The sequence below is a fragment of the Undibacterium sp. Ren11W genome, from assembly GCF_049340485.1.
Classification (GTDB): Bacteria; Pseudomonadota; Gammaproteobacteria; order Burkholderiales; family Burkholderiaceae_D; genus Undibacterium.
In genome coordinates, this window is record NZ_JBMPPB010000001.1 from 12,251 (window position 1) to 31,545 (window position 19,295).

16 protein-coding genes are annotated in these 19,295 nt (G+C 49.9%); 10 read left to right on the forward strand and 6 right to left on the reverse strand.

Translation table 11 applies throughout. The annotated features are described in order from the left end of the window. Nucleotides 1–143 precede the first annotated feature (143 nt). Nucleotides 144–596, reverse strand: coding sequence for a hypothetical protein (locus ACO0K8_RS00055; protein WP_422944588.1), 453 nt, complete (start codon nucleotides 594–596; stop codon nucleotides 144–146). Nucleotides 597–703: 107 nt separating this feature from the next. Beyond that, nucleotides 704–1,171 carry a hypothetical protein gene (locus tag ACO0K8_RS00060; protein ID WP_422944589.1) on the reverse strand — a complete coding sequence of 156 codons (468 nt, stop codon included), beginning with the start codon at nucleotides 1,169–1,171 and terminating at the stop codon, nucleotides 704–706. Between the two features lie 332 nt (nucleotides 1,172–1,503). Here ACO0K8_RS00060 and ACO0K8_RS00065 point away from each other — a divergent pair, with 332 nt between their 5' ends. From ACO0K8_RS00065 to ACO0K8_RS00075, 3 genes are all read left to right on the forward strand, one after another. Beyond that, complete coding sequence (locus ACO0K8_RS00065; RefSeq protein WP_422944590.1) at nucleotides 1,504–2,697, forward strand: aromatic amino acid transaminase; 1,194 nt, start codon at nucleotides 1,504–1,506, stop codon at nucleotides 2,695–2,697. 193 nt (nucleotides 2,698–2,890) lie between these two features. Next, nucleotides 2,891–4,912: an LTA synthase family protein gene (locus ACO0K8_RS00070; RefSeq protein ID WP_422944591.1), complete on the forward strand. Its 2,022-nt coding sequence runs from the start codon at nucleotides 2,891–2,893 to the stop codon at nucleotides 4,910–4,912. Nucleotides 4,913–5,070: 158 nt separating this feature from the next. Then, the gene (locus tag ACO0K8_RS00075; protein ID WP_422944592.1) at nucleotides 5,071–5,886 is read left to right on the forward strand and encodes a class I SAM-dependent methyltransferase; all 816 of its coding nucleotides are present in this window, start codon (nucleotides 5,071–5,073) and stop codon (nucleotides 5,884–5,886) included. A 173-nt stretch (nucleotides 5,887–6,059) separates the two neighbouring features. On the opposite strand, the gene ACO0K8_RS00080 is transcribed toward ACO0K8_RS00075, so the two are convergent. Next, entirely contained in the window at nucleotides 6,060–6,698 is a 639-nt protein-coding gene (locus ACO0K8_RS00080; RefSeq protein WP_422944593.1) for an NAD(P)H-dependent oxidoreductase, read from the reverse strand. 223 nt (nucleotides 6,699–6,921) lie between these two features. After that, nucleotides 6,922–7,755 carry a hypothetical protein gene (locus tag ACO0K8_RS00085; protein WP_422944594.1) on the reverse strand — a complete coding sequence of 278 codons (834 nt, stop codon included), beginning with the start codon at nucleotides 7,753–7,755 and terminating at the stop codon, nucleotides 6,922–6,924. Between the two features lie 277 nt (nucleotides 7,756–8,032). On the opposite strand from ACO0K8_RS00085, the gene ACO0K8_RS00090 reads away from it, so the two are divergent. The 5 genes from ACO0K8_RS00090 (at nucleotide 8,033) to ACO0K8_RS00110 (ending at nucleotide 14,077) form a co-directional block, all read left to right on the forward strand. After that, the gene (locus ACO0K8_RS00090) at nucleotides 8,033–8,884 is read left to right on the forward strand and encodes a helix-turn-helix domain-containing protein (RefSeq protein WP_422944595.1); all 852 of its coding nucleotides are present in this window, start codon (nucleotides 8,033–8,035) and stop codon (nucleotides 8,882–8,884) included. A gap of 11 nt (nucleotides 8,885–8,895) precedes the next feature. Next, the gene (locus ACO0K8_RS00095; protein WP_422944596.1) at nucleotides 8,896–9,198 is read left to right on the forward strand and encodes a putative quinol monooxygenase; all 303 of its coding nucleotides are present in this window, start codon (nucleotides 8,896–8,898) and stop codon (nucleotides 9,196–9,198) included. A 472-nt stretch (nucleotides 9,199–9,670) separates the two neighbouring features. Next, nucleotides 9,671–11,101 (forward strand): FAD-binding oxidoreductase, encoded by a 1,431-nt coding sequence (locus ACO0K8_RS00100; protein WP_422944597.1) that lies wholly within the window; start codon nucleotides 9,671–9,673, stop codon nucleotides 11,099–11,101. 99 nt (nucleotides 11,102–11,200) lie between these two features. Next, a complete protein-coding gene (locus ACO0K8_RS00105) occupies nucleotides 11,201–11,386 on the forward strand; it encodes a hypothetical protein (RefSeq protein ID WP_422944598.1) in 186 nt (61 codons plus the stop codon). Nucleotides 11,387–11,827: 441 nt separating this feature from the next. Then, on the forward strand, nucleotides 11,828–14,077 hold the full coding sequence (locus tag ACO0K8_RS00110; protein WP_422944599.1) for a DUF7151 family protein: 2,250 nt from the start codon (nucleotides 11,828–11,830) through the stop codon (nucleotides 14,075–14,077). 287 nt (nucleotides 14,078–14,364) lie between these two features. On the opposite strand, the gene ilvE is transcribed toward ACO0K8_RS00110, so the two are convergent. Together ilvE and ACO0K8_RS00120 are read right to left on the reverse strand one after the other, a co-directional pair. Further along, nucleotides 14,365–15,357 carry a branched-chain-amino-acid transaminase gene (gene ilvE / locus ACO0K8_RS00115; protein ID WP_422944600.1) on the reverse strand — a complete coding sequence of 331 codons (993 nt, stop codon included), beginning with the start codon at nucleotides 15,355–15,357 and terminating at the stop codon, nucleotides 14,365–14,367. Nucleotides 15,358–15,629: 272 nt separating this feature from the next. Then, a complete protein-coding gene (locus ACO0K8_RS00120) occupies nucleotides 15,630–16,469 on the reverse strand; it encodes a PhzF family phenazine biosynthesis protein (protein WP_422944601.1) in 840 nt (279 codons plus the stop codon). Between the two features lie 619 nt (nucleotides 16,470–17,088). Here ACO0K8_RS00120 and ACO0K8_RS00125 point away from each other — a divergent pair. Further along, nucleotides 17,089–18,459 carry an AAA family ATPase gene (locus tag ACO0K8_RS00125; protein WP_422944602.1) on the forward strand — a complete coding sequence of 457 codons (1,371 nt, stop codon included), beginning with the start codon at nucleotides 17,089–17,091 and terminating at the stop codon, nucleotides 18,457–18,459. Next, nucleotides 18,446–19,087, forward strand: a complete 642-nt coding sequence (locus tag ACO0K8_RS00130) for a hypothetical protein (RefSeq protein ID WP_422944603.1) — start codon at nucleotides 18,446–18,448, stop codon at nucleotides 19,085–19,087. The genes ACO0K8_RS00125 and ACO0K8_RS00130 overlap by 14 nt, the downstream gene beginning before the upstream one ends. Nucleotides 19,088–19,295 lie beyond the last annotated feature (208 nt).

A 19,295-nucleotide genomic window follows, 5' to 3' on the forward strand; every position in this document is an offset into this window, starting at 1 on the left:
TCATTTGCATCCAATAAAAAACCCGCTTTGGCGGGTTTTTTTACGCCTGACTTATTGTGTTGCAAACCAGTCGCTAGCTTAAATCTATACTTTATTGCTTAAGCAAACTGGCATTAATAGTGTCGTCAGTAGTCTTTTGCAGATCAGGGTGCAGGGGTTTCGGTTAGGCTCTGTAACATCGCTTGAGCTTGTTGTAGATCGGCCTCTTTATCGAGATAGATCGCGAATTCAACTTGCCCGCGTTCGCCTATGGCAAAACAGTAAAACGCCGCAACAGTCTCATCCTCGTCGTCGCTGGGTTCTTCTTCGCTGATGTTTTCATGCAAGCGATAACTAAAACGCAGGATGCCGTCGCTGGTGCTGCTGTTGATCTGGTATGCATTTGCCGACATCGCTTTTTTGATACTCTCCAGGCGTGACTCTTGGCTCTGGGCGTGATCATTGTTCCAGATTGCGATCCATATAGTTAAGTCGGGGTTCCACAGTACCAAATCCCCATCTTCTATGCGGCGATTAAATTTTCCCGGAAGCATTACGCTCCAGTTTTCGGTCAGTTTGTAATTACCCTCAACAACCGGGAAGTCGGCGTGTAACATGTTTTTTTCCTTCTAACGAGTATTCTACAATCGTAAAAAATAGAGTTAAAGTTGATTTGTGCGCGTCTGGCCAGTTGCGCGCGCGAGTTCGAACGAGCTAGGTCGAATCAGGGTTTTGCCTTGAATAAATTCGCCGATGACGTCGCCGCAATTGCGAGCGCAAATAAAGTGAGAACAATCTGCTGGGCTTGAACTGCATTGTCCTCTTTTGCCTTGTCCCTCAGCACGCTACGCATACGCGCAATCAGCGATTCCTGATTGGCGGAATCCAGTGTCTGGCCAAGCACGGTAATTCCTTTCATCGTCAGCTGAGCCTGGTATAGGGTGGTGCCTTCGACGTAGTGATCAGAATATTTTAGTAGGCCCTCATCTTTTAGAAAAGCTAAGCTTTCAAAGGTCGGCTCAAGGATCTCGAAAGATGGTTCAGTCTGTTTAGCTTGATCGCTCGCCGGATTTGCCAACGCTGCAATTTCGGCGACATTAATCTCAGTGGGCATAGGGAAGGCTGCATATAAACGATCGAAGCTGTGTAGTACTACGCGATTGAACTGGTCTATGTTGTCGGGTGTGGACATGGATACTTCCTTATTCCGGGGACGCTGATCGTCGAGGCTGCTGTCATGGTATTTTTTAGCTTAATGTTCATTTTATCAATTGCTCCGCGAGTTGAGGAATATTTCCTTACTCGGTTTATGATTGTTTTTTTGCAATAGCAGGCCAGTGCAGGGGTGAGGTGCGTGAGGTTTGCGCTCTCATCTCGCTGAGCTTTACTGAATATGGCGCTTTAATCTCGTCGACCTGAGGCTGAGGCTGACTAATGTGGCAAAATAGCGGACTGGCGCTGAGTGCAGGAATGTCTATCTAAGCACTCAGCTTGACGCTACGTTTATTACTCTGGAGTTTAACCATGTTTCAACACGTCGAAGCCTACGCGGGCGATCCTATCCTTTCCTTGAACGAAGCCTTTGGCAAGGATCCACGTACCAATAAGATTAATCTCTCTATCGGGATTTACTTTGACGATGCCGGCAAGATTCCTATGCTGCCGTCGGTACGCGCGGCCGAGTTGAAAGTGGTAGCCGAAGCCGGTGCCCGTCCTTATCTGCCTATGGAAGGTGCGGCCAATTTCCGTACCGCAGTTCAGCATTTGCTGTTCGGTGCCGAACACGCGGCAGTCAAGGCTGGTCGTGTAGTGACCTTGCAAACCGTGGGTTCTAGCGGCGGTTTAAAAGTCGGTGGCGATTTTATTAAACGCTATTTTCCGAACAGCACTATGCTGATCAGCGACCCGACCTGGGACAATCACCGTGCCGTGTTTGAAGGTTCTGGCATCACGGTTAAGACCTATCCTTATTACGACGCTGCCACTGGTGGTTTGCGTTTTGAAGCAATGCTAGCAGCCTTGCAGCAAGCCGAGAAACACAGCATCGTGCTGTTGCATGCCTGCTGCCACAATCCTACTGGTGTCGATTTGACGCAGGCGCAGTGGCAAGCGCTGGTGCCGGTGCTGCAAGAGCGTGAACTGATTCCTTTCCTCGATATTGCGTATCAGGGTTATGGCGATGGCATCGTGGAAGACGCGTATGCCATCCGCCTGCTCGGTGATTCCGGTCTGAGCTTCTTCGTTGCCAATTCCTTCTCTAAGAGCATGAGCCTATACGGCGAGCGTTGCGGTGCCTTGAGTGTGGTGTGCCCGGATGCGGCGCAAGCGGTGAATGTGCTGGGCCAGATGAAGGCCAATATCCGCCGCAATTACTCCAATCCTCCTCTGCATGGCGGCCAGATCGTGGCACGCGTGCTGACCGATCCAGAATTGCGCGCACAGTGGGAAGGCGAAGTGGTCGCTATGCGCGAGCGCATCCAGGCTATGCGTAAAAAACTGCATGATGTCTTGAGCGCGAAATTACCGGGCCGTGACTTCAGTTATTTCCTGACTCAGCGCGGTATGTTTAGTTACACAGGCCTGTCGGCTGAGCAATGTGACCGCTTGAAAGAAGAGTTCGGCGTGTATCTGGTGCGCTCCGGTCGTATGTGCGTGGCCGGTTTAAACAACGGTAACGTCGAAGCCACCGCCACAGCGATGGCGGCGGTACTGGCCTAAGCCAGCTTGGCGGACGGTGTTCATACAATTTTTATGAACACCCCCGCCAGAGCGCATATTCCATGCGGGTTTCCAGCCTGCCAGGGCTGCAAGGCGCATGGAATATGCGCGTCAGGGCAGGTGATTTCTTGAACGCGAGCCCAGCGTAAGTACCGTATTTCCAGCACATTAAGCACAGTAAGCACTTTCGGTAATGACCTCGAACACCACACAAAACCCTGGGCGTACAGCTCCTGTCGGCCTGCTGCAAAAGCTGATGCAAGCGCAGCGTCAAAATATTTACCTGCGCCTGGCGCTAATCGCCATGTTGTGCCTGATCCCCTTTTTGCTGGCGCGCCTGGGCCTGTATCTGGTGTATTTTGAGCACTTTAAAAATCTCAGTCTGCCTCAAGTGCTGATGGCTTTTTGGGTCGGTCTGCGTTTTGATCTCTCCGTGATTACCTTCAGTATGATCTTGCCCGGCATTTTTTTGTTACTGCCATTTCGCTGGGCTCAGCATGCGCTGTGGCAGCGCCTGTGGTGTTGGATCATCTATCTGGCGCTGCTGCTGTTGGTGGTCTTATTGATAGGCGACGCGGTCTACTTTGGCGAAGTCGGTCGACACGTGGGTTCGGAGATCACTACCATACGCGCCGATCTCGGCCCCATGTTGGTGCTGGCCTGGCGCCAGTATGCGGGTTTGCTGGCGCTGTTCGCCGCTTTCTCTGTGCTGGGTGCGTGGGTTTGGCATAGAGTGGTGCACCCTGTAGCGCCGGTCATCAAGCACCGTTCGCTCAGGTTGATCGGCTTGTTATTGGTGCTGGCCTTGTGTGTGGTCAGTGGGCGCGGCGGCTGGACCAATAAACCTATCAGCGTCTCAGATGCCTTCTTTTCAAATTCCGCCCCGCAGGCCTATCTGACGCTGAACGGTGCCTTTGCAGTGAGTCATGCGCTGGCCGATAATACCCCGCCGGTACATGATTTTATGCCGCAGGAAGAAGCGATTGCACGCACCCAGAAGTCGCTGGCAGGCGAGCGCGCTGTATTTCAAGATCCAGCCTATCCGTTGTATCGACAGCTTAATACGGTCGCCAATGGAGCTGAAGGCGCGAGCGCCAAGCAGCCCAATGTGGTGGTCTTGGTGCTAGAGAGTTGGGGCGCGCAACATATCGATGCGATCCGCTCGCATCTCGATTTGCCGTCCATAGGCGCCACTCCCAACTTTGATGTGCTGGCCAAACAGGGCCGTTTGTATACGCGGTTTTTTGCCAATGGACAGCGCTCTATCGTCGCTGCCGAATCTATCCTGGCCAGTCTGCCTACTTTACCCGGCATGCTGTTTCTCGGTGAGGGCATAGAGCAAAATCGTCAGAGTTTCATGGGAGAGATGGCGCAAGCGCACAACTACCAGACGATTTTTTTACAGAGCGATCATCGAGTCTCGTTTCGCTTTAACTCCATCGCTGCGCGTGCTGGCTTCGCGACTTATCTGGGCGCAGAAGACATGCCCGAACTACACCCTCAATCCAAACCTGATTTGGTGTGGGGTACCTGGGACCACAATACCCTGCAACAAGCGAATCGTCTGTTTGCCCAGGCGCATCAAGCTCAGCAGCCTTTTCTTGGTTATATTTTCACCTCCACCACGCATGCACCGTTTATGGTGCCGGAGCAGCGCTGGCGTAAATACCCAGAGACCAGTGAGCTGAATAAATTTCTCAATTCCATGTACTACGCCGATTGGGCGATTGCCGAAATGATGAAGTCCGCTAAACAAGCCGGTTATTACGACAACACCATCTTCATCATTACGGGCGACCATGTCAGTGGCTTGGGCGACTATAAACAGCATGTGCCCAATCTCTACCATATCCCTCTACTCATCGTCGGGCCGGGGATTACGCCCGGGGTCGATGAGCGTATCGGTAGTCATGTCGATATCTTGCCCACTATCGCGGATCTGGCGCATTGGCCGACTGGCTACGCAGGAGTAGGGCGCTCTTTACTAGACCCGGAACGGGTGGACGAGCGCGTCGCCTTGTCGGTGCGCGGCGAAGTGATAGACCTGATCTCAAATCGAGGCTGGGTCTCGCATAATTTAACGCGTGCGGTGGGCAATAGCGCCGATCTGCCAGCCACAGTGAAGTCCGAATTAGAGCAACTGCTACTGGCGCAATATCAAAGCATTAGCCACCTGATGCTGGAGAATCGGTTGCTGCCGCCCGCACTGAATTAATTTAAGCACTGCCGCCAGCGCGCATGGAATATGCGCGCTGGCGGCAGTGCTGGCATAAAAAGCGTTGGTGGAATACGCATGTAGTGTTACTGTAGTGTGAAAGGGGCGGCGTCACCGATCTTGATCTGGTAGTGCCTCTTTACTTCCTGCTAAAGACCATGAATCCTATTTCCGATACGGCCTTTTATACTTGCGCCATCAGAGCGCAAGACGCGCAAGAGGCCCAGCCTTTATGCGGTGATGATTTTGCCCATCTATTCATGACCAGGCATGGTAAGGCCATCTTTGATAGCATGAAAGCAGATACCCGGCCGTATCAAAGTATTGCAGTGCGCCATCGCATGATAGATAACTTCTTGCGCATGCGTTTGGCGCAACAGCCCAAGACCAAGGTGATATTGATCGGTGCCGGTTTTGATGCGCGTGCATTTCGCCTCAGTGACGGCGTATGGTTCGAATTAGACGAGCCGCAGCTCATCAAGCATAAAAATCACTGCCTGCCAGAAATTAGTTGCCCGAATCCATTGCGCCGTATTGCGATTGATTTTTCGGAACAGACGCTGGCATCAAAACTCCCCTTGAACGCAGACGAGGTACCGGTCATCGTGGTGATGGAAGGTGTGTTCGGTTATCTGGACGAGGACCAAATTACGCAAACCCTGCAAACCTTAATCAAGGCTTATCCGCGACACAGTCTGATCTGTGACCTGATGACCAAATATTTTATCCTGACGCAAGGTAAAGAACTGACCGACTGCATAGAAAAACTCGGGGCTAAATTTCGATTTTTTGCCGATGATCCTACCGATATTTTTAAGCGTGCCGGATACCGGCACGTCTATGGCAATTCGATATTGAGCGAAACGCTGGAGGTTTCGCAGCAAGACTTCTCGCTGTTTGTATTGAAAAATTTCTTCAGCTACATCATGCGCGGTTACTCCATGAATTTGTTCGAAGTGAAGTCACGCGCTTGACGAATCGCGCAAGGATACGGTCTTAACTCATGCACCGTTGATACTTGGTGAACAGAGAAAAGCATAGATATTTGGCTGCGGGAGGAATAGAAAAAAAGACGGCAATGCGCCGTCTTTTTTTGTGTAAAGCTATTCGAGACTTGGTTAGTGCAAATTATTGCTGATCACTGAATTTATTCGATTTCGGTGACAAACTGGGCATGCGGTCTACGGACTTTTTTCAGCTTGACCAGCCAATCCTGCTCTTCTTCACGGTAGCCCAAAGGCATGATGACGACGCTGCGCAGGCCGCGTTCTTTTAATCCCAGGATGGCGTCTACCGCATCTGGATCAAAACCTTCCATCGGCGTGCTATCAACTTCTTCGGTCGCGGCCGCGATCAAGGCAGTACCGACGCCGATGTAGGCCTGGCGGGCAGCGTGCTGATAATTCACTTCGGCGCTGCGCGCAGGATAGCTGCCCAGCAGTTGCTGGCGATAGCTTTCCCAGCCTTCGTTTTTAAAACCGCGCTCATCATTGGTCAGATCAAACATCATATTGATGCGTTCTGCTGTGTAATTATCCCAGGCGGCGAACACCAGCAGGTGAGAGCAATCCGTGATCTGTCCCTGATTCCAGGCGACCGGTTTGATCTTCTCGCGCACTTCTTTATTCGTGATGACGAATAATTCATACGGTTGCAGGCCGCTCGATGTGGCAGTCAGACGTACCGCTTCGATAATGCGATCAATTTTATCTTGTGCCACCACTTTGGCAGGGTTCATTTTTTTTGTGGCATAACGCCATTGCAGCTTGTGTAATAGATCGGACATGCGTCGCTTTCTGGATAAGGGGCTTAGGGATGTAACGCTCAGGACGACAGCCGCAAAGCTTAAGCTGGCTGCCGCGTGTGACTGTAGCTAGGCACTTTTTTGGAGCGTGCGCTGCAGCTTACTGGCCACATCTGGGGTGGCGATGGCGTTTTACAAGCGCCAGATCCAAATTATCGGAGCGAAAGTCCGCTCCGCTCTGAGATATAGCAGCGCGCGCCCAGCCTTAAAATCTCACTGTTACATTTAAGCCCTGATAGTTGATCTTGCTGGCGTCCGGCGCTGCCTCATAGTCTAGTTCTATGATGGCATCATCACTAAAACTGGCATCGAACAAGGGCGGTGAAAAGCTGGCGGGTTTTTTATCTGACTTCTCGGGTTTTTCCATCATGATCGCAAGCCGGCGCTCGCCTTGTATCAGGGTCGCACTACGCAAATCGGTAAAATCTGCCGGAAAGCTGAGCGTGACTTTATTCGATTTGCAAGGTCCGCCCAGCGCCCGCACAAAATTACGCGCCACAAAAGGCAGATCGTCGTAATGTATCGCCCAAAACATCTGGCACTCCAGCCGCAAATCACCCAAACGCCTTTGATTCGCTGCCAGCTGCGGGCTGCGCACATACGGCCACCAGCGAAACAATTCTTTCTTGCGATTGATCATCAGTTCGGCATTGTCTTGCTCAGCCTGCGCGTCGCGTGGCAAAGAGAAAGTACCGTTGTCGGCCAGCGCGATAGGCAAGCTATGTGCATCACTGGCCAGCCGCAAAACCACGCCGCTTAATGTGGCCGCTGCGTTACGTGGCTTGAGGACAAATTTGGCACTGGCCTGCGGTGCCATATCATGTTGCTTATCAAACGCAGCTAGGCCCTTGAGCATGACGCGATACGGCTTCCAATCCGGATTTTTGGTAGCACTGACGTCCACCTCGGCGATAGGCTCAGCGCTAACTTCGGCAGCGGATGCGGCAGTATTTTCAGTGCTAGCCGGGGCAATTTGGGCGCCGCTTTGGGTCGTCAGCAGTGTGCCGAATAGGAGGGCCAGTAGGATAGATTTTTTCATTTTTTTGAGGGCTGTGAAAAGCAAAAAATGCTGCTGTTGATGCGCCAGAGTTAAATTCCGTTCGCAGTATAAGCGATTATTTATAAGCAAAAGTGCCAGGTAATTAAGTAGCATCGCACGCCCCCGGCGGTCTTGGCTGGCGCGCCTTGCGCATTATTTTTTCTATCCACAAGTAAGCGCGGCTAAAGCATATTTTAATGCTGTTCGCCTTGCCAAGCATTTTCGGATGCGCTACTGCTCTGCTAAAATCTACAGTCAGACAGCTATTTACTTCTTCATGAAAAAATTTCAAAGTCAGCCGGTTTCGCAATTGCGACCCTACGTAGATCGCATTTGGGGATGGGATAGTGCTGCGGCGGAGACCGTTCACTTGCCCGTTTTGTTACCCGGCACCGGAGCCGAGCTGTATTTTCATTATGGAGATCCTTTTCGATATACGACAGCGAGCAGTTGTGAGCAAAAAACAGGACGCGCACATCTGTTCTGCGTGCGCCAAAACAAGATAGACTTATCGGCATCGGCCGACATCGGCTTTGTTGCGGTTCGGTTTAAGATAGGCATGATGCACCGTTTTACCACGATCCCCGGTGCTGCGCTAATGGATCAAGTGCTGTCGGTTGACGATATTTGGGGAGCGTCGGGTGCGGCTTTGTTGCGCCAGTTATCGTATGCCAGTGAGATGCCAACAAGGCTGACTCTGATCCAGTCTTTTTTGCTGCAAAAACTCAGTCATACCTCCCTCGATTTATTGGCTGAGCACGCCATGGCGCGCATTTACAGCCGCAGTTCTACCGTTTCGGTCGAAAGCATCGCTGAACATTTTTGCCTTGGTCGCAGGCAACTGGAACGCCGCTTGATGGCATTGTCCGGATTAAGTCCCCGCGATATTAAAGGGCTTAGCCGGTTCCAGCGTACCATACGCAGCGCAATGTTAGAGAGCGCAGAAAACCCAACCTTACTTGCTTTGGAAAATGGCTATTATGATCAAGCCCATTTCATCCGCGATTTTCAAAAGCGCGTGGGTAGTACGCCACATCTTTACTTAAAAGAAGCGCACAACAAGACGCATTTTTACAATACAAGTTTTCGCCCGCAAGGCATGCTACCCACTCCCCATTCACATGTTTAAAGGAGTATCCGATGTTCGCTTTAATTGTTGAGCTGGAAGTAAAGCCAGCGTTTGCCGAAGAGTTGGAAAACGTATTGCAGTCCCTGGTCGATTTGACCGGAAACGAGTCTGGAACAATTTTTTATGCGGTGCATCGTTCACAAGATCGCCCGCATTTTTATGTCCTTTATGAGCAATACACAGATCGCTCGGCATGGGAGACGCATCTTGCGGATACATCGGTACAAGGTGAGCTGAAACGCTTCGATACGCTGTTGGCGGCACCGCCTGCTATCACTTTTTTAGATGCGATCGCCAACAGGCTTGCTAAATAAAGACCTTGCCGCCTCGCGCCTCTCGTGCCGAATCGCTGAGCAATAATGTGACAATCAAGTAAGGGGGAGGGCTTCTAAAAAAACCTTAATCGGGATGCGGATTGCATTGAATAGTCGCCACTGCGATGCGCCCGAATATAGGGTTTTTAGAAGCTCCCTAAGCCCTATACGCATATTCTATGGGGCCGCCAGCCTGGTTTTGCTTGCAAAGGCGCATGGAATATGCGTGTTCGATTTGTAAAGTGGTAAGGGCGCAGTTTTGCCATCGGCGCGCCGCCCTTTACTTTAGATGCGCTCTTTGAGAAGCGGCTGGCGCTAAAAAACACTGAAAAAACACTGAAAAAACACTGAAAAAGCAGTGAAAAAGCAGTGAAAAAGCAGTGAAAAAGCAGTGAAAAAAACGCCCGTTAAATTTGCCGGGAATGCCGCATAATCGCATACTGTATCAATACGATCTGAAACGGAATGTCTCATGAACGATTTTGCCGACGCACTTGCTAAGCCCTCCGCCACCAAAAAAGCATTGCCTGAAGAACTCTGGCAGGCACTGCAAAGTCTGCTGGAAAATCGCTGTACGCGCGCCAGCGCGGTGTGCCAGCATCATGGCAGCGACGAATCCTCGTATCCGTCTATGCTGCCCGATGCGGTGGTGTTTGCGCATAGCACAGAAGAAGTCGCCGCCATTGTCAAGCTCTGCCATCACTATGCGGTGCCTGTCATCCCCTACGGTGCCGGCTCTTCGCTAGAAGGGCATATACTCGCTTTGCATGGCGGCATTAGCCTGGACCTGTCGCAGATGAATCAGATCGTCGCAATACACCAGGAAGACCTCACGGCTACTGTGCAGGCCGGTGTCACGCGCAAGCAAATCAATCTGGAAATCAAGGATAGTGGCTTATTCTTCCCGGTAGACCCGGGAGCGGACGCCTCGCTAGGCGGGATGGCGGCCACCCGCGCTTCCGGCACCAATGCAGTGCGCTACGGTACTATGCGCGAAAATGTGCTGGCGCTGACAGTGGTGACAGCCGATGGCAGCATCATCAAGACCGGCACCCGCGCTAAAAAATCCTCCGCTGGCTACGACCTGACCCGGGTGTTCGTCGGCAGCGAAGGTACGCTAGGCGTGATTACCGAAGTGACGGTCAAATTGTATCCGCTGCCGGAAGCGATAGCGGTGGCCGTGTGCAGCTTTCCCAGCGCTTTTGACGCCGTCAATAGCGTCATACAGAGCATACAAATGGGGATCCCGCTGGCCCGCGTAGAATTTCTCGACGAAAATAGCGTCAGAGCGATAAACGCCTATGACAAACTGAGCCTGCCAGAAAAGCCCTTGTTGCTGTTTGAATTTCATGGCAGTGCGACGGGTGTTAAAGAACAGACCGAGCTGGTACAAGAGATCGCCACTTCCAACGGTGCCGATCATTTTGAATGGGCCAGTCAGCCTGAACAACGCTCACGTTTGTGGGCCGCCAGACATAATGCCTACTTCGCCCTGCTGCAACTACGTCCGGGTGCCAGTGCCATCACTACCGACTGCTGCGTACCGATTTCTCGCCTGGCAGAATGCATCATAGAAACCCAGCTAGATTGCGAGCGGCATCAGATCCTGTACTCGCTGATAGGCCATGTCGGCGATGGCAATTTTCATGTGCTGATGCTGATCGACCCGAATAATCCTATCGAAGTTGCCAATGCGGAAGGCGTCAATGCGCGCATGGTGAGCCGGGCCATCGCGATGGACGGCACCTGCACCGGCGAGCATGGCGTAGGCATGCACAAGATGGCGTTCCTGATCGAAGAACACGGCAGCGCTGCCATCCACATGATGCGCACCCTCAAGCAGGCTTTCGATCCTCTTAATATTCTGAATCCCGGAAAAATGATCGCCTGGGATGAGGCTTAGAAGCTCGCAGCTGCGGTTTGAGAATTAGAGCAAATCTGGGTGTAATTACAGTATGCAAATTTCACGCGCCTCACCGCCTGTTGTGACCTTTAAAGACCCATGGGATATGCGTATTCATTTTTGATGTCGGCTAATACCGGAGCAGTAATCGAAGCAGCTTATGGATTTACGCCTCACCTTTGGTTAAGTGTGCGTGCCGAGTCGGAAAAATACCAGCAGGATGTTCCTTACGGTAAGTTTTACAACGGTTCGCATGTAGGCGTTAATTTCGCCTATCAATTTTAAGCGCAAGCCCGCTTGGTAGTGCGCTGATACCGGCACTACTTCACAAAACGGCACCTCAAAAAACCCGCGCTCAGGGATTTGTTTTGCGCCGGTTTTGCATAGATAGTCGCCGCTTGTGCTGGTTCTGAAAACCATCCGTGCCAGCGCGCATATTCCATGCGGCCGCTGGCGGCATCTGTCCGCAAACCCGCATGGAATAAGCGTGTGCGGACAGGCACTTGTTAAAATTGGATCGCTGGCCCTGCACCAATGCAGGCGCTCAGCATCGCCAAATTTTTGAGTGATGCCGCCTTTTTGATTCACAGTTGGCGATAGTGGCGGTCAAATAAATACTATGCAATACCCTAGCTCAATCTCAGTTTATGTGTTCGATGCCCAAGTTCAGGCGCGCCATTTACTATAGAATGGGCGGTTTTTTTTAATGTTTAACCTAGGACTTACATGAAAACTGAAGTGCCCGTAACAAAAGGCGTACATGCTGCGCTGATCGTCTTGATGTCGACTATCGTAATCGGATGTGGCGGTAGTAGCAGCAATGATGCAGTAAGTGGCGGCGCATTAGTGAGCACGACCAGTACTACTCTGAGCGGCGTCGCTAGTAAAGGGCCACTGAACGCCGCAAGTATCTGCGCTTACGCCATTGCTAACGGTACTACAGGCGCGCAGATTGGCTCTTGCGTGACGACCGACGCTAACGGTAACTATAGTCTTAATCTCGGCACATATACTGGCGCGGTTTTATTGCAAGCGACCGGCGGTTCTTATGTGGACGAAGCGACTGGGAAAACGCTGTCATTGGCAACACCTTTGCGCAGCGTGCTTGCAAATGCCAGCGGTGCTGCAGTAAACCTGGCAGTGACCGCCTTGACCGAGTTGGCATACACAAATGCGAGTAATTTATCGGGCGGTTTAACTCCGGCAAATATACAAGCTGCCATTAGTAAAGTGCAAAATAACTTCGGCGTGGTCGATATCGTCAACACCATGCCTGTCGATGCGCTCAATGTACCGACTGCTGCCAGCTCTGCGCAATTAAGCTACGCCTTAGCGCTGGCAACCATCTCGCAATATGCCAGCTCACTGCCTAACGGGACTAGTCTAGCTAGTGGCTTGCAAAGTTTACAGGCATGCTTGGCAGCACCGACGACTGCTTGCGGTAGTGGTAACAACGGTGTTGGGGCTCTGTTGAGTCAGGCCTTGAGTACATTTGCGACAAAACATGCAGAATTTTCCTGTGTGACTTTGCCGCTCCAGACTTTTGGCGCGGTGAATACCTTACCGGCCGCCGGCGGCAACGCGTGTGCCGTGAAAAAAATAGCATTCTCGGTACAAAACTCCGCGCCTGTTAGCGCCTGCCCTAATGGCGGTTTGACTATTTCTAGTGGATTAGATGCCAATGCCAACGGTGTGCTTGACGCGAGTGAATCCAGCAATACACAGGCGGTCTGTAATGGTGTGAACGGGACTAATGGTACTAACGGTACTAATGGTACTAACGGAAGCAATGGAAGTAACGGTGCTAGCGGTGTCAATGGCGTGAACGGCTTGAACGGTGCAACCGCCTTGTTCGTGGTCAGCAGTGAAGCGATCGGTAGCAATTGCGCCGCGGGCGGAAAAAAACTCAGCACAGGTTTAGATGTCAATGCAAACGGTGTTCTGGAGAATGCAGAAGTAAGTTCGATTAACTATCTCTGCAATGGCGTAGCCGGAGCAACGGGTGCAACAGGTTCAGCGGGCGCAACAGGAGCAACAGGTGCAACAGGTGCAACAGGTGCAACAGGTGTAGCCGGAGCGACGGGCGCAACAGGCGTAGCCGGAGCAACGGGTGCAACGGGCTCAACGGGTGCAGCAGGTTCAGCGGGCGCAACAGGAGCAACAGGTGCAACAGGTGCAACAGGCTCTAACGGCAGCAATGGACTTAATACCTTGGTGACTATCGTTGCCGAAGCTACTGGTGTAAATTGCCCGAAAGCGGGTGTGAAAATGAGTTCAGGGATTGATGCCGACGCCAATAACGTTCTCGATGCAGGCGAAATCTCTACTACGACTTATATTTGTAACGGTGCAACTGGCGCAACAGGAGCAGCGGGTGCGACAGGTCCAACAGGTGCTGCGGGTGCGACAGGAGCAACAGGCGCAACTGGCGCAGCAGGTGCAGCAGGTGCAGCAGGTGCAGCAGGTGCTACATGGAGAAATGCGACTGGTGTTCCTTCGAATAGTTTAGGCACCGACGGTGATTATTACATCAATAATGCTACTGGTGACGTGTATGCGCGTGCCACTGGCGTGTATGCATTGGTCGCCAATCTCAAAGGGCCAACAGGAGCAACCGGTGCAGCAGGCGCAACAGGCGCAACAGGCGCAACCGGCCCAGCAGGCCCAGCAGGCCCAGCAGGCGCAACAGGCGTGCAGAATCTGTTTGGGACCAACACAGGTAATGCGCCCGCAGGTCAATCCGTAGGTGATTGTGTTATGGGTACCGTATCGTTGACAGCTGGCGTGAGCGCCGGAATGATTGCGGATGGACGGCTTTTGTCAATTAATGCATATACCGCTTTGTTTTCGCTGCTTGGCACCAATTTTGGCGGGAATGGAATGACAACCTTCGCCTTGCCAAATTTAAAGGCGGCAGCACCGAATGGTCTGACCTATTACATCTGTGACCAAGGCATTTATCCTTCGCGCATTTAAATACTAGATTCAATGAACGATAGATGGGCGGCGGGCAAGTTAAATGTTACACGTACACTGCAAGCCATAGCGGGGCTTGCAGACGCATGGGGAATGTTTGTTGATTGCCTGTTAATGCCGTGAAAAAAAGGACGACACTTTGTCGTCCTTTTTTCGTTTGATCATTTCTTGTTAATCTGGCGAGTGTCGTCCCAGCCTTGTGGTGCGCGTGAAAATGGCGCTCAGGTATTTGTTTTTCGCGGTAATTAAGTAAATAATCGCGGCTTGCTAAACAAAAAAACTAAAAATCAAATCTTAGTGATCCAGTTAAAAGTATCTGCTTCTATCCCTTGCTGAATATCGTTTAGATACTTACGCAGGCGTTTTGAATTGACCGCTTCTTTGCCTTGATTAACAGTGTGTGTTTGACCTTGATAGACGATCTCACCGACTGGTGCCAACACTGCGGCGGTGCCTGACAAGGCGACTTCGCCGGTCTTGATCCATTCGATTAATTCAGTGGCTGAGATATTGCGCTCAGTAACTTGGTAGCCTAATTTAGCCGCTACTTTTAGCAAAGAATCGCGCGTGATGCCAGGCAAAAATTCACTGTTCAAAGGCTTGGTGAGCAGCTCAGTGTCACTGATTAAGATGCAATTGGCTGCGCCGGTTTCTTGTACGTCACCATTCGGTGCAAAAATCACTTGGGCCGTATTGTATTTTTCTTTGGCTTTTTGGATTAAACCTAAAGCGCTGGCGTAATTGCCACCTGATTTGACGTTGCCAAAATGGGGCGCGCAGCGTTGATTTTCTGTGTCTAATAAAACGCGCATGGTGGCGTCGGCAGAGAAGTAATCTCCCACTGGCGAGATCAAGACATACAGCAGTGCTGTGCTGGTAGGCGCGGCAGCCCGGCCGATAGAGGCATCGGTGCCGATCAGAGTAGGGCGGATATAGGCGGAGCCAGGGAAGGCGGGTACTTGTGCTTTGTATTTTTTCAGTAAATCTAAAATCATCGTCTTTAATTGCACCGCATCAGGAACCGGCAGATACAAAGACGCTGCGCTGTTTTGCATGCGTTTGATATGGTCGTCAATGCGAAAAACACAGACCGCACCATCCGCTGCACGAAACGCCTTCATCCCTTCAAAACAGGTACTGGCGTAGTGTAAGACGTGCGAAGCAGGGTGTAACGGCAGGTGGTCGCTAGGGCCAAAGCGTGTGTCCGACCATTTCTCGCCATCAAAATTTGCGAGTGTTATTTCATCAAAAAAGACTGTTCCAAATTCTGCGCTTGCCATGTGATTCTTTCAAAAAATGAAGGATTGCAAAAAAACTCTAGACGCTAGACTGAGCTTGCTCTGGTCTAGCGATTGCCAAAATAATAAACCAATATGCCAGGAGTCGCAGCTGAAATTTTTCATTGACGCTGAGCGTTTTGATACAGATTTGATTTCGTTTCGATTCGGCATTTTCTTAAAAAATGAAGCAGCGCGTAGGGTGGGCACAGCAACATCGTGCCCACGTGTAAGGCTCACGCATCAACGCGCCACCTTGGACATCCAGGCTTAAATTACCAATGCAACTCTCCACGCCCAACCTCAATGACGCGACCGCCAACCTGAATTTCTCCATTAGCGACATGTAAACTGAGTACGTTTGGGCGCTGAATAAATGTGCCCTGATTAATTTTTGCGATTAAGGGTTTATCACCTTCTGTTGATAACCACCAAGCGCCAAGATTTGCGCAGGCAGACCCTGTTCCTGGATCTTCATTGATGGAGTTTTCATCTGCCATTGAAAAATAACGAGACTCAAACCCACCAAGTGTTTTTGCAAATACATAGGTTTTTGCCTGCCCGGAAAGGTTCTTGCTGTACTTGGCTATTAAACGTAAATCTGGACGACAAGCGTGAATAAACTCAGCGCTGGCAAGAGGAATCATCAATTGCTCTGTTCCGCAATCAACCCATAATGGATCACCAGCGATGGCAACTTCTGGAAGATTGAGCATTGCCGCTAACTCGGGACGCGAGGCTAACATGGGGCGATAGCGAGGCGTATTGGCAAATAAAGTCCAGCGGTTTTCTATCGCTGATACGGGAATCAGACCGGCCTTCATTTCAATTTTAAATGCATCTCCCAAATGAAACAGCTCTCTGATGACCTGCGCGGAACCCAGTGTCGGGTGTCCGGCAAAATCCATTTCGTAAGTGGTCGTGAAAATGCGAATTTGAGCGGCCGCTATATTCGAGGGCAGGATAAATGTGGTTTCAGATAAATTGAATTGACGCGCAATCAACAGCATTTCTCTATCAGTCAAAGCACTGGCATCTTCAATCACCGCTAACGGATTACCGCCAAAGGCTGTTTCAGCAAAAACATTGAGTAATCTATAGCTAATTTTGGTCATCTGATTTTATGAAAATGAATAAAAATTGCAGCTCAGTGAATTGGGCCGCGATCTGCTGATTGTAGTCGCTGATTGTAAAATTGTCGCGGATCGTTAACTCCCCCAGAGCGCCGGCCTTACGCTTTACTTGCGGTGGTGATGGCGGGTTGATCGTGTTTTAGCCCAGACTACCGCGATTGAATCCAGATTCCAAAAGCAGGCAAGCCCAGTGCGCATATTCTATGCGGCTGCTGGCGGCATCTGCCCGCAAACCCGCATGGGATATGCGCCTGCGGGCAGGTCTCTGTAAAAAATGAATCGCTAACCTGGCACAAATGCAGGCGGGCAGCATAGGCAAATTTTTAATCGATGCTGACCCGTTTGATTCGCGTTTGATTACTTTTGATTCCTCGTGTTACGCTTCGCATCGAAAATACAATTTACATGCTTAAGAGGTAATATTTTCTCTATAATCTATTGATTGGATTAATAGGTTATTTTGTATTATGTATCTATGTGAAAAGTTCACTCAAAGAAAACATATTGATGATGGAACGGCTTGCCGTGATGCGCTCAAGAGGACTGATAGTACTGGTGTTTTAGTAGGAACTTTCGAGTCGCCAATAGATTGGATAAAACTGTGGAAATTATAAAATTTCGTTTGATAAATATTGGGCGATTTAGCGAAATTGACATTCATCTTGCACCTACTACCGAACAGAGCAGTAATGTGACTGTGTTTGTTGGGAATAATGGTTCTGGTAAAACTTCGTTGTTAAAATCACTCGCAACTTCACTAAGTTGGCTGGTTTCGCGCATTCGCAGTGAAAAGGGTAATGGTAGCCCTATTGACGAACTCGATATTAATAATCTCGCAAATACGGGGGCAATCGACATCGCAATATTTGATGAACAGGGACAGTCCGCCAATCCTGACGCGGATGAGGGGGATTTTATCTTTAATTGGACAATTGCGAAAACTCGTAAGGGTCGTAAAGTTGAACAAAGTAGTCAATTGAGCGAGGTATCCTTACTTGCCGATCACTATCGATCTCTTTTGTCAAAAGATGATAAAAGTGCGTTGCCATTAATCGCTTTTTATTCGGTTAATCGTGCCGTGTTAGACATCCCATTAAAAATCAAAGATAAACATACCTTTACCCAATTGGATAGTTACGATAATTCGTTGAGCCGAGGTGTTGATTTTCGTCGATTTTTTGAGTGGTTTCGGGAGCGAGAGGACACTGAGAATGAATCAGGCCTATCGGAAGATGTACTAGAAAAACTTAAGACTATGCTTGATGAAAAAGGCAGTTTCTGGGAAAAACTCGAGAAAGTCAGGGCTAGCTCAAGGGATAGGCAACTAACTGCCGTTCGCACTGCGATTGTGAGCTTTATGCCTGGTTTTAGTAATTTGCGAGTACGCCGTAAACCACGTTTGCATATGTCTATTGAGAAAAATGGAGAGAGTTTAAATGTAATGCAACTATCTCAAGGTGAGAAGTCGCTGATGGCTTTAGTTGGTGATCTTGCACGTCGTTTAGCCATGATGAATCCTGATCTTCAAAATCCTCTTCGCGGCGACGGCATTGTGTTGATCGATGAAGTTGAGCTACATCTCCATCCTCAATGGCAACGTAGCTTGATCGAGCGCTTAACTACAACATTTCCAAATATTCAATTTGTTCTGAGTACGCACTCACCCCTGGTTATTAGCGACAGTAAAAATATGCTGATCTATTCACTTGATGATGGTGATTTGACCGAGCTACCGTCGCAGTTCGGTCAAGACGCGAATTCTGTATTATTAGAAGTGATGGATACGGACATACGTAATGCCCAGGTAAACGGTAAGCTAAATGATTTATTGGATACGATTCAAGACGGGGATTTGGTGCTTGCAAATTCCAAGTTGAATGAGTTAGAGAATGAACTGCCGTCGTCTAATATTGAACTCATTAAGGCTCGCCTCTTACTGCGAAAACAGGAACTCCGACGTGAGAAAAATTAACAAACGAGAGGAACCAAATTCACTGACGACCTGGAAAAGGCGCAATCCGAATGCAACGTACGACGATTTGGATCAAACGAATCCCGCAATACGTCAGGATATTCGTAATGCATGTCTTGAAGAGCAATTTTACTTATGTGCTTACTGCTGCCAACGGATTACTGGTGATCTTGATTCTAAGAATGAACACGTCGAAGCTAGGAAAATCGCCCCCCAAAGAAGCCTTGATTTTTCAAACATCGTGGCAAGTTGTAGATCAAAACGCCAATGTGACGCGGCGCATGGATCCCAACCGTTGCCGTTAACTCCGCTAATGGATGAATGTGAGACAGAATTTAAATTTAAAATTAGTGGCCGTGTCGAAGGACTAACTGCGCAGGCAAAAACATCAATTCAAGTATTAAACTTAGGGGATGCGGAGTATCTCAATAGAACTTTAATAGAGAAAAGAAAGCAGCTTTCAGATGCTTTACTCTTTGCTAATGGTGTTGAGCCAAATAACCAGTTGGAGGATGAAGATTTGGTTCAAATGGTTATTGATGATATTCAACGACCCAAAGATGGCAAACTTGAACCTTTCGCGCCAGTAGTCGCCAATATTTTACGCGGGTGGCTGGCAGCCGTGTAGGGCGAGTTCAACCCACGCCGGCATGTGTAAGAAACTAGTAGAAAATAAACTTTGCTAGTTTTCTCAATTTCATTTCTTATGAATTTCCCCAAAAATTGCGCTTGCACCCGTCCTCCGCTATTACTGGCGATGGAGCTATTGCTTGCGGTGGTGCTGCTGGGCTGATACAGCTTTAGCCCAGCCTACAATGGTTTAGCGCTAGCTGCGG

Excerpts from the sequence above, each read along its gene's own strand:
- ACO0K8_RS00055 (WP_422944588.1), bottom strand. The coding sequence starts at position 596 with ATGTTACACGCCGACTTCCCGGTTGTTGAGGGTAATTACAAACTGACC.
- ACO0K8_RS00060 (WP_422944589.1), bottom strand. The coding sequence starts at position 1,171 with ATGTCCACACCCGACAACATAGACCAGTTCAATCGCGTAGTACTACAC.
- ACO0K8_RS00065 (WP_422944590.1), top strand. The coding sequence starts at position 1,504 with ATGTTTCAACACGTCGAAGCCTACGCGGGCGATCCTATCCTTTCCTTG.
- ACO0K8_RS00070 (WP_422944591.1), top strand. The coding sequence starts at position 2,891 with ATGACCTCGAACACCACACAAAACCCTGGGCGTACAGCTCCTGTCGGC.
- ACO0K8_RS00075 (WP_422944592.1), top strand. The coding sequence starts at position 5,071 with ATGAATCCTATTTCCGATACGGCCTTTTATACTTGCGCCATCAGAGCG.
- ACO0K8_RS00080 (WP_422944593.1), bottom strand. The coding sequence starts at position 6,698 with ATGTCCGATCTATTACACAAGCTGCAATGGCGTTATGCCACAAAAAAA.
- ACO0K8_RS00085 (WP_422944594.1), bottom strand. The coding sequence starts at position 7,755 with ATGAAAAAATCTATCCTACTGGCCCTCCTATTCGGCACACTGCTGACG.
- ACO0K8_RS00090 (WP_422944595.1), top strand. The coding sequence starts at position 8,033 with ATGAAAAAATTTCAAAGTCAGCCGGTTTCGCAATTGCGACCCTACGTA.
- ACO0K8_RS00095 (WP_422944596.1), top strand. The coding sequence starts at position 8,896 with ATGTTCGCTTTAATTGTTGAGCTGGAAGTAAAGCCAGCGTTTGCCGAA.
- ACO0K8_RS00100 (WP_422944597.1), top strand. The coding sequence starts at position 9,671 with ATGAACGATTTTGCCGACGCACTTGCTAAGCCCTCCGCCACCAAAAAA.
- ACO0K8_RS00105 (WP_422944598.1), top strand. The coding sequence starts at position 11,201 with ATGGGATATGCGTATTCATTTTTGATGTCGGCTAATACCGGAGCAGTA.
- ACO0K8_RS00110 (WP_422944599.1), top strand. The coding sequence starts at position 11,828 with ATGAAAACTGAAGTGCCCGTAACAAAAGGCGTACATGCTGCGCTGATC.
- ilvE (WP_422944600.1), bottom strand. The coding sequence starts at position 15,357 with ATGGCAAGCGCAGAATTTGGAACAGTCTTTTTTGATGAAATAACACTC.
- ACO0K8_RS00120 (WP_422944601.1), bottom strand. The coding sequence starts at position 16,469 with ATGACCAAAATTAGCTATAGATTACTCAATGTTTTTGCTGAAACAGCC.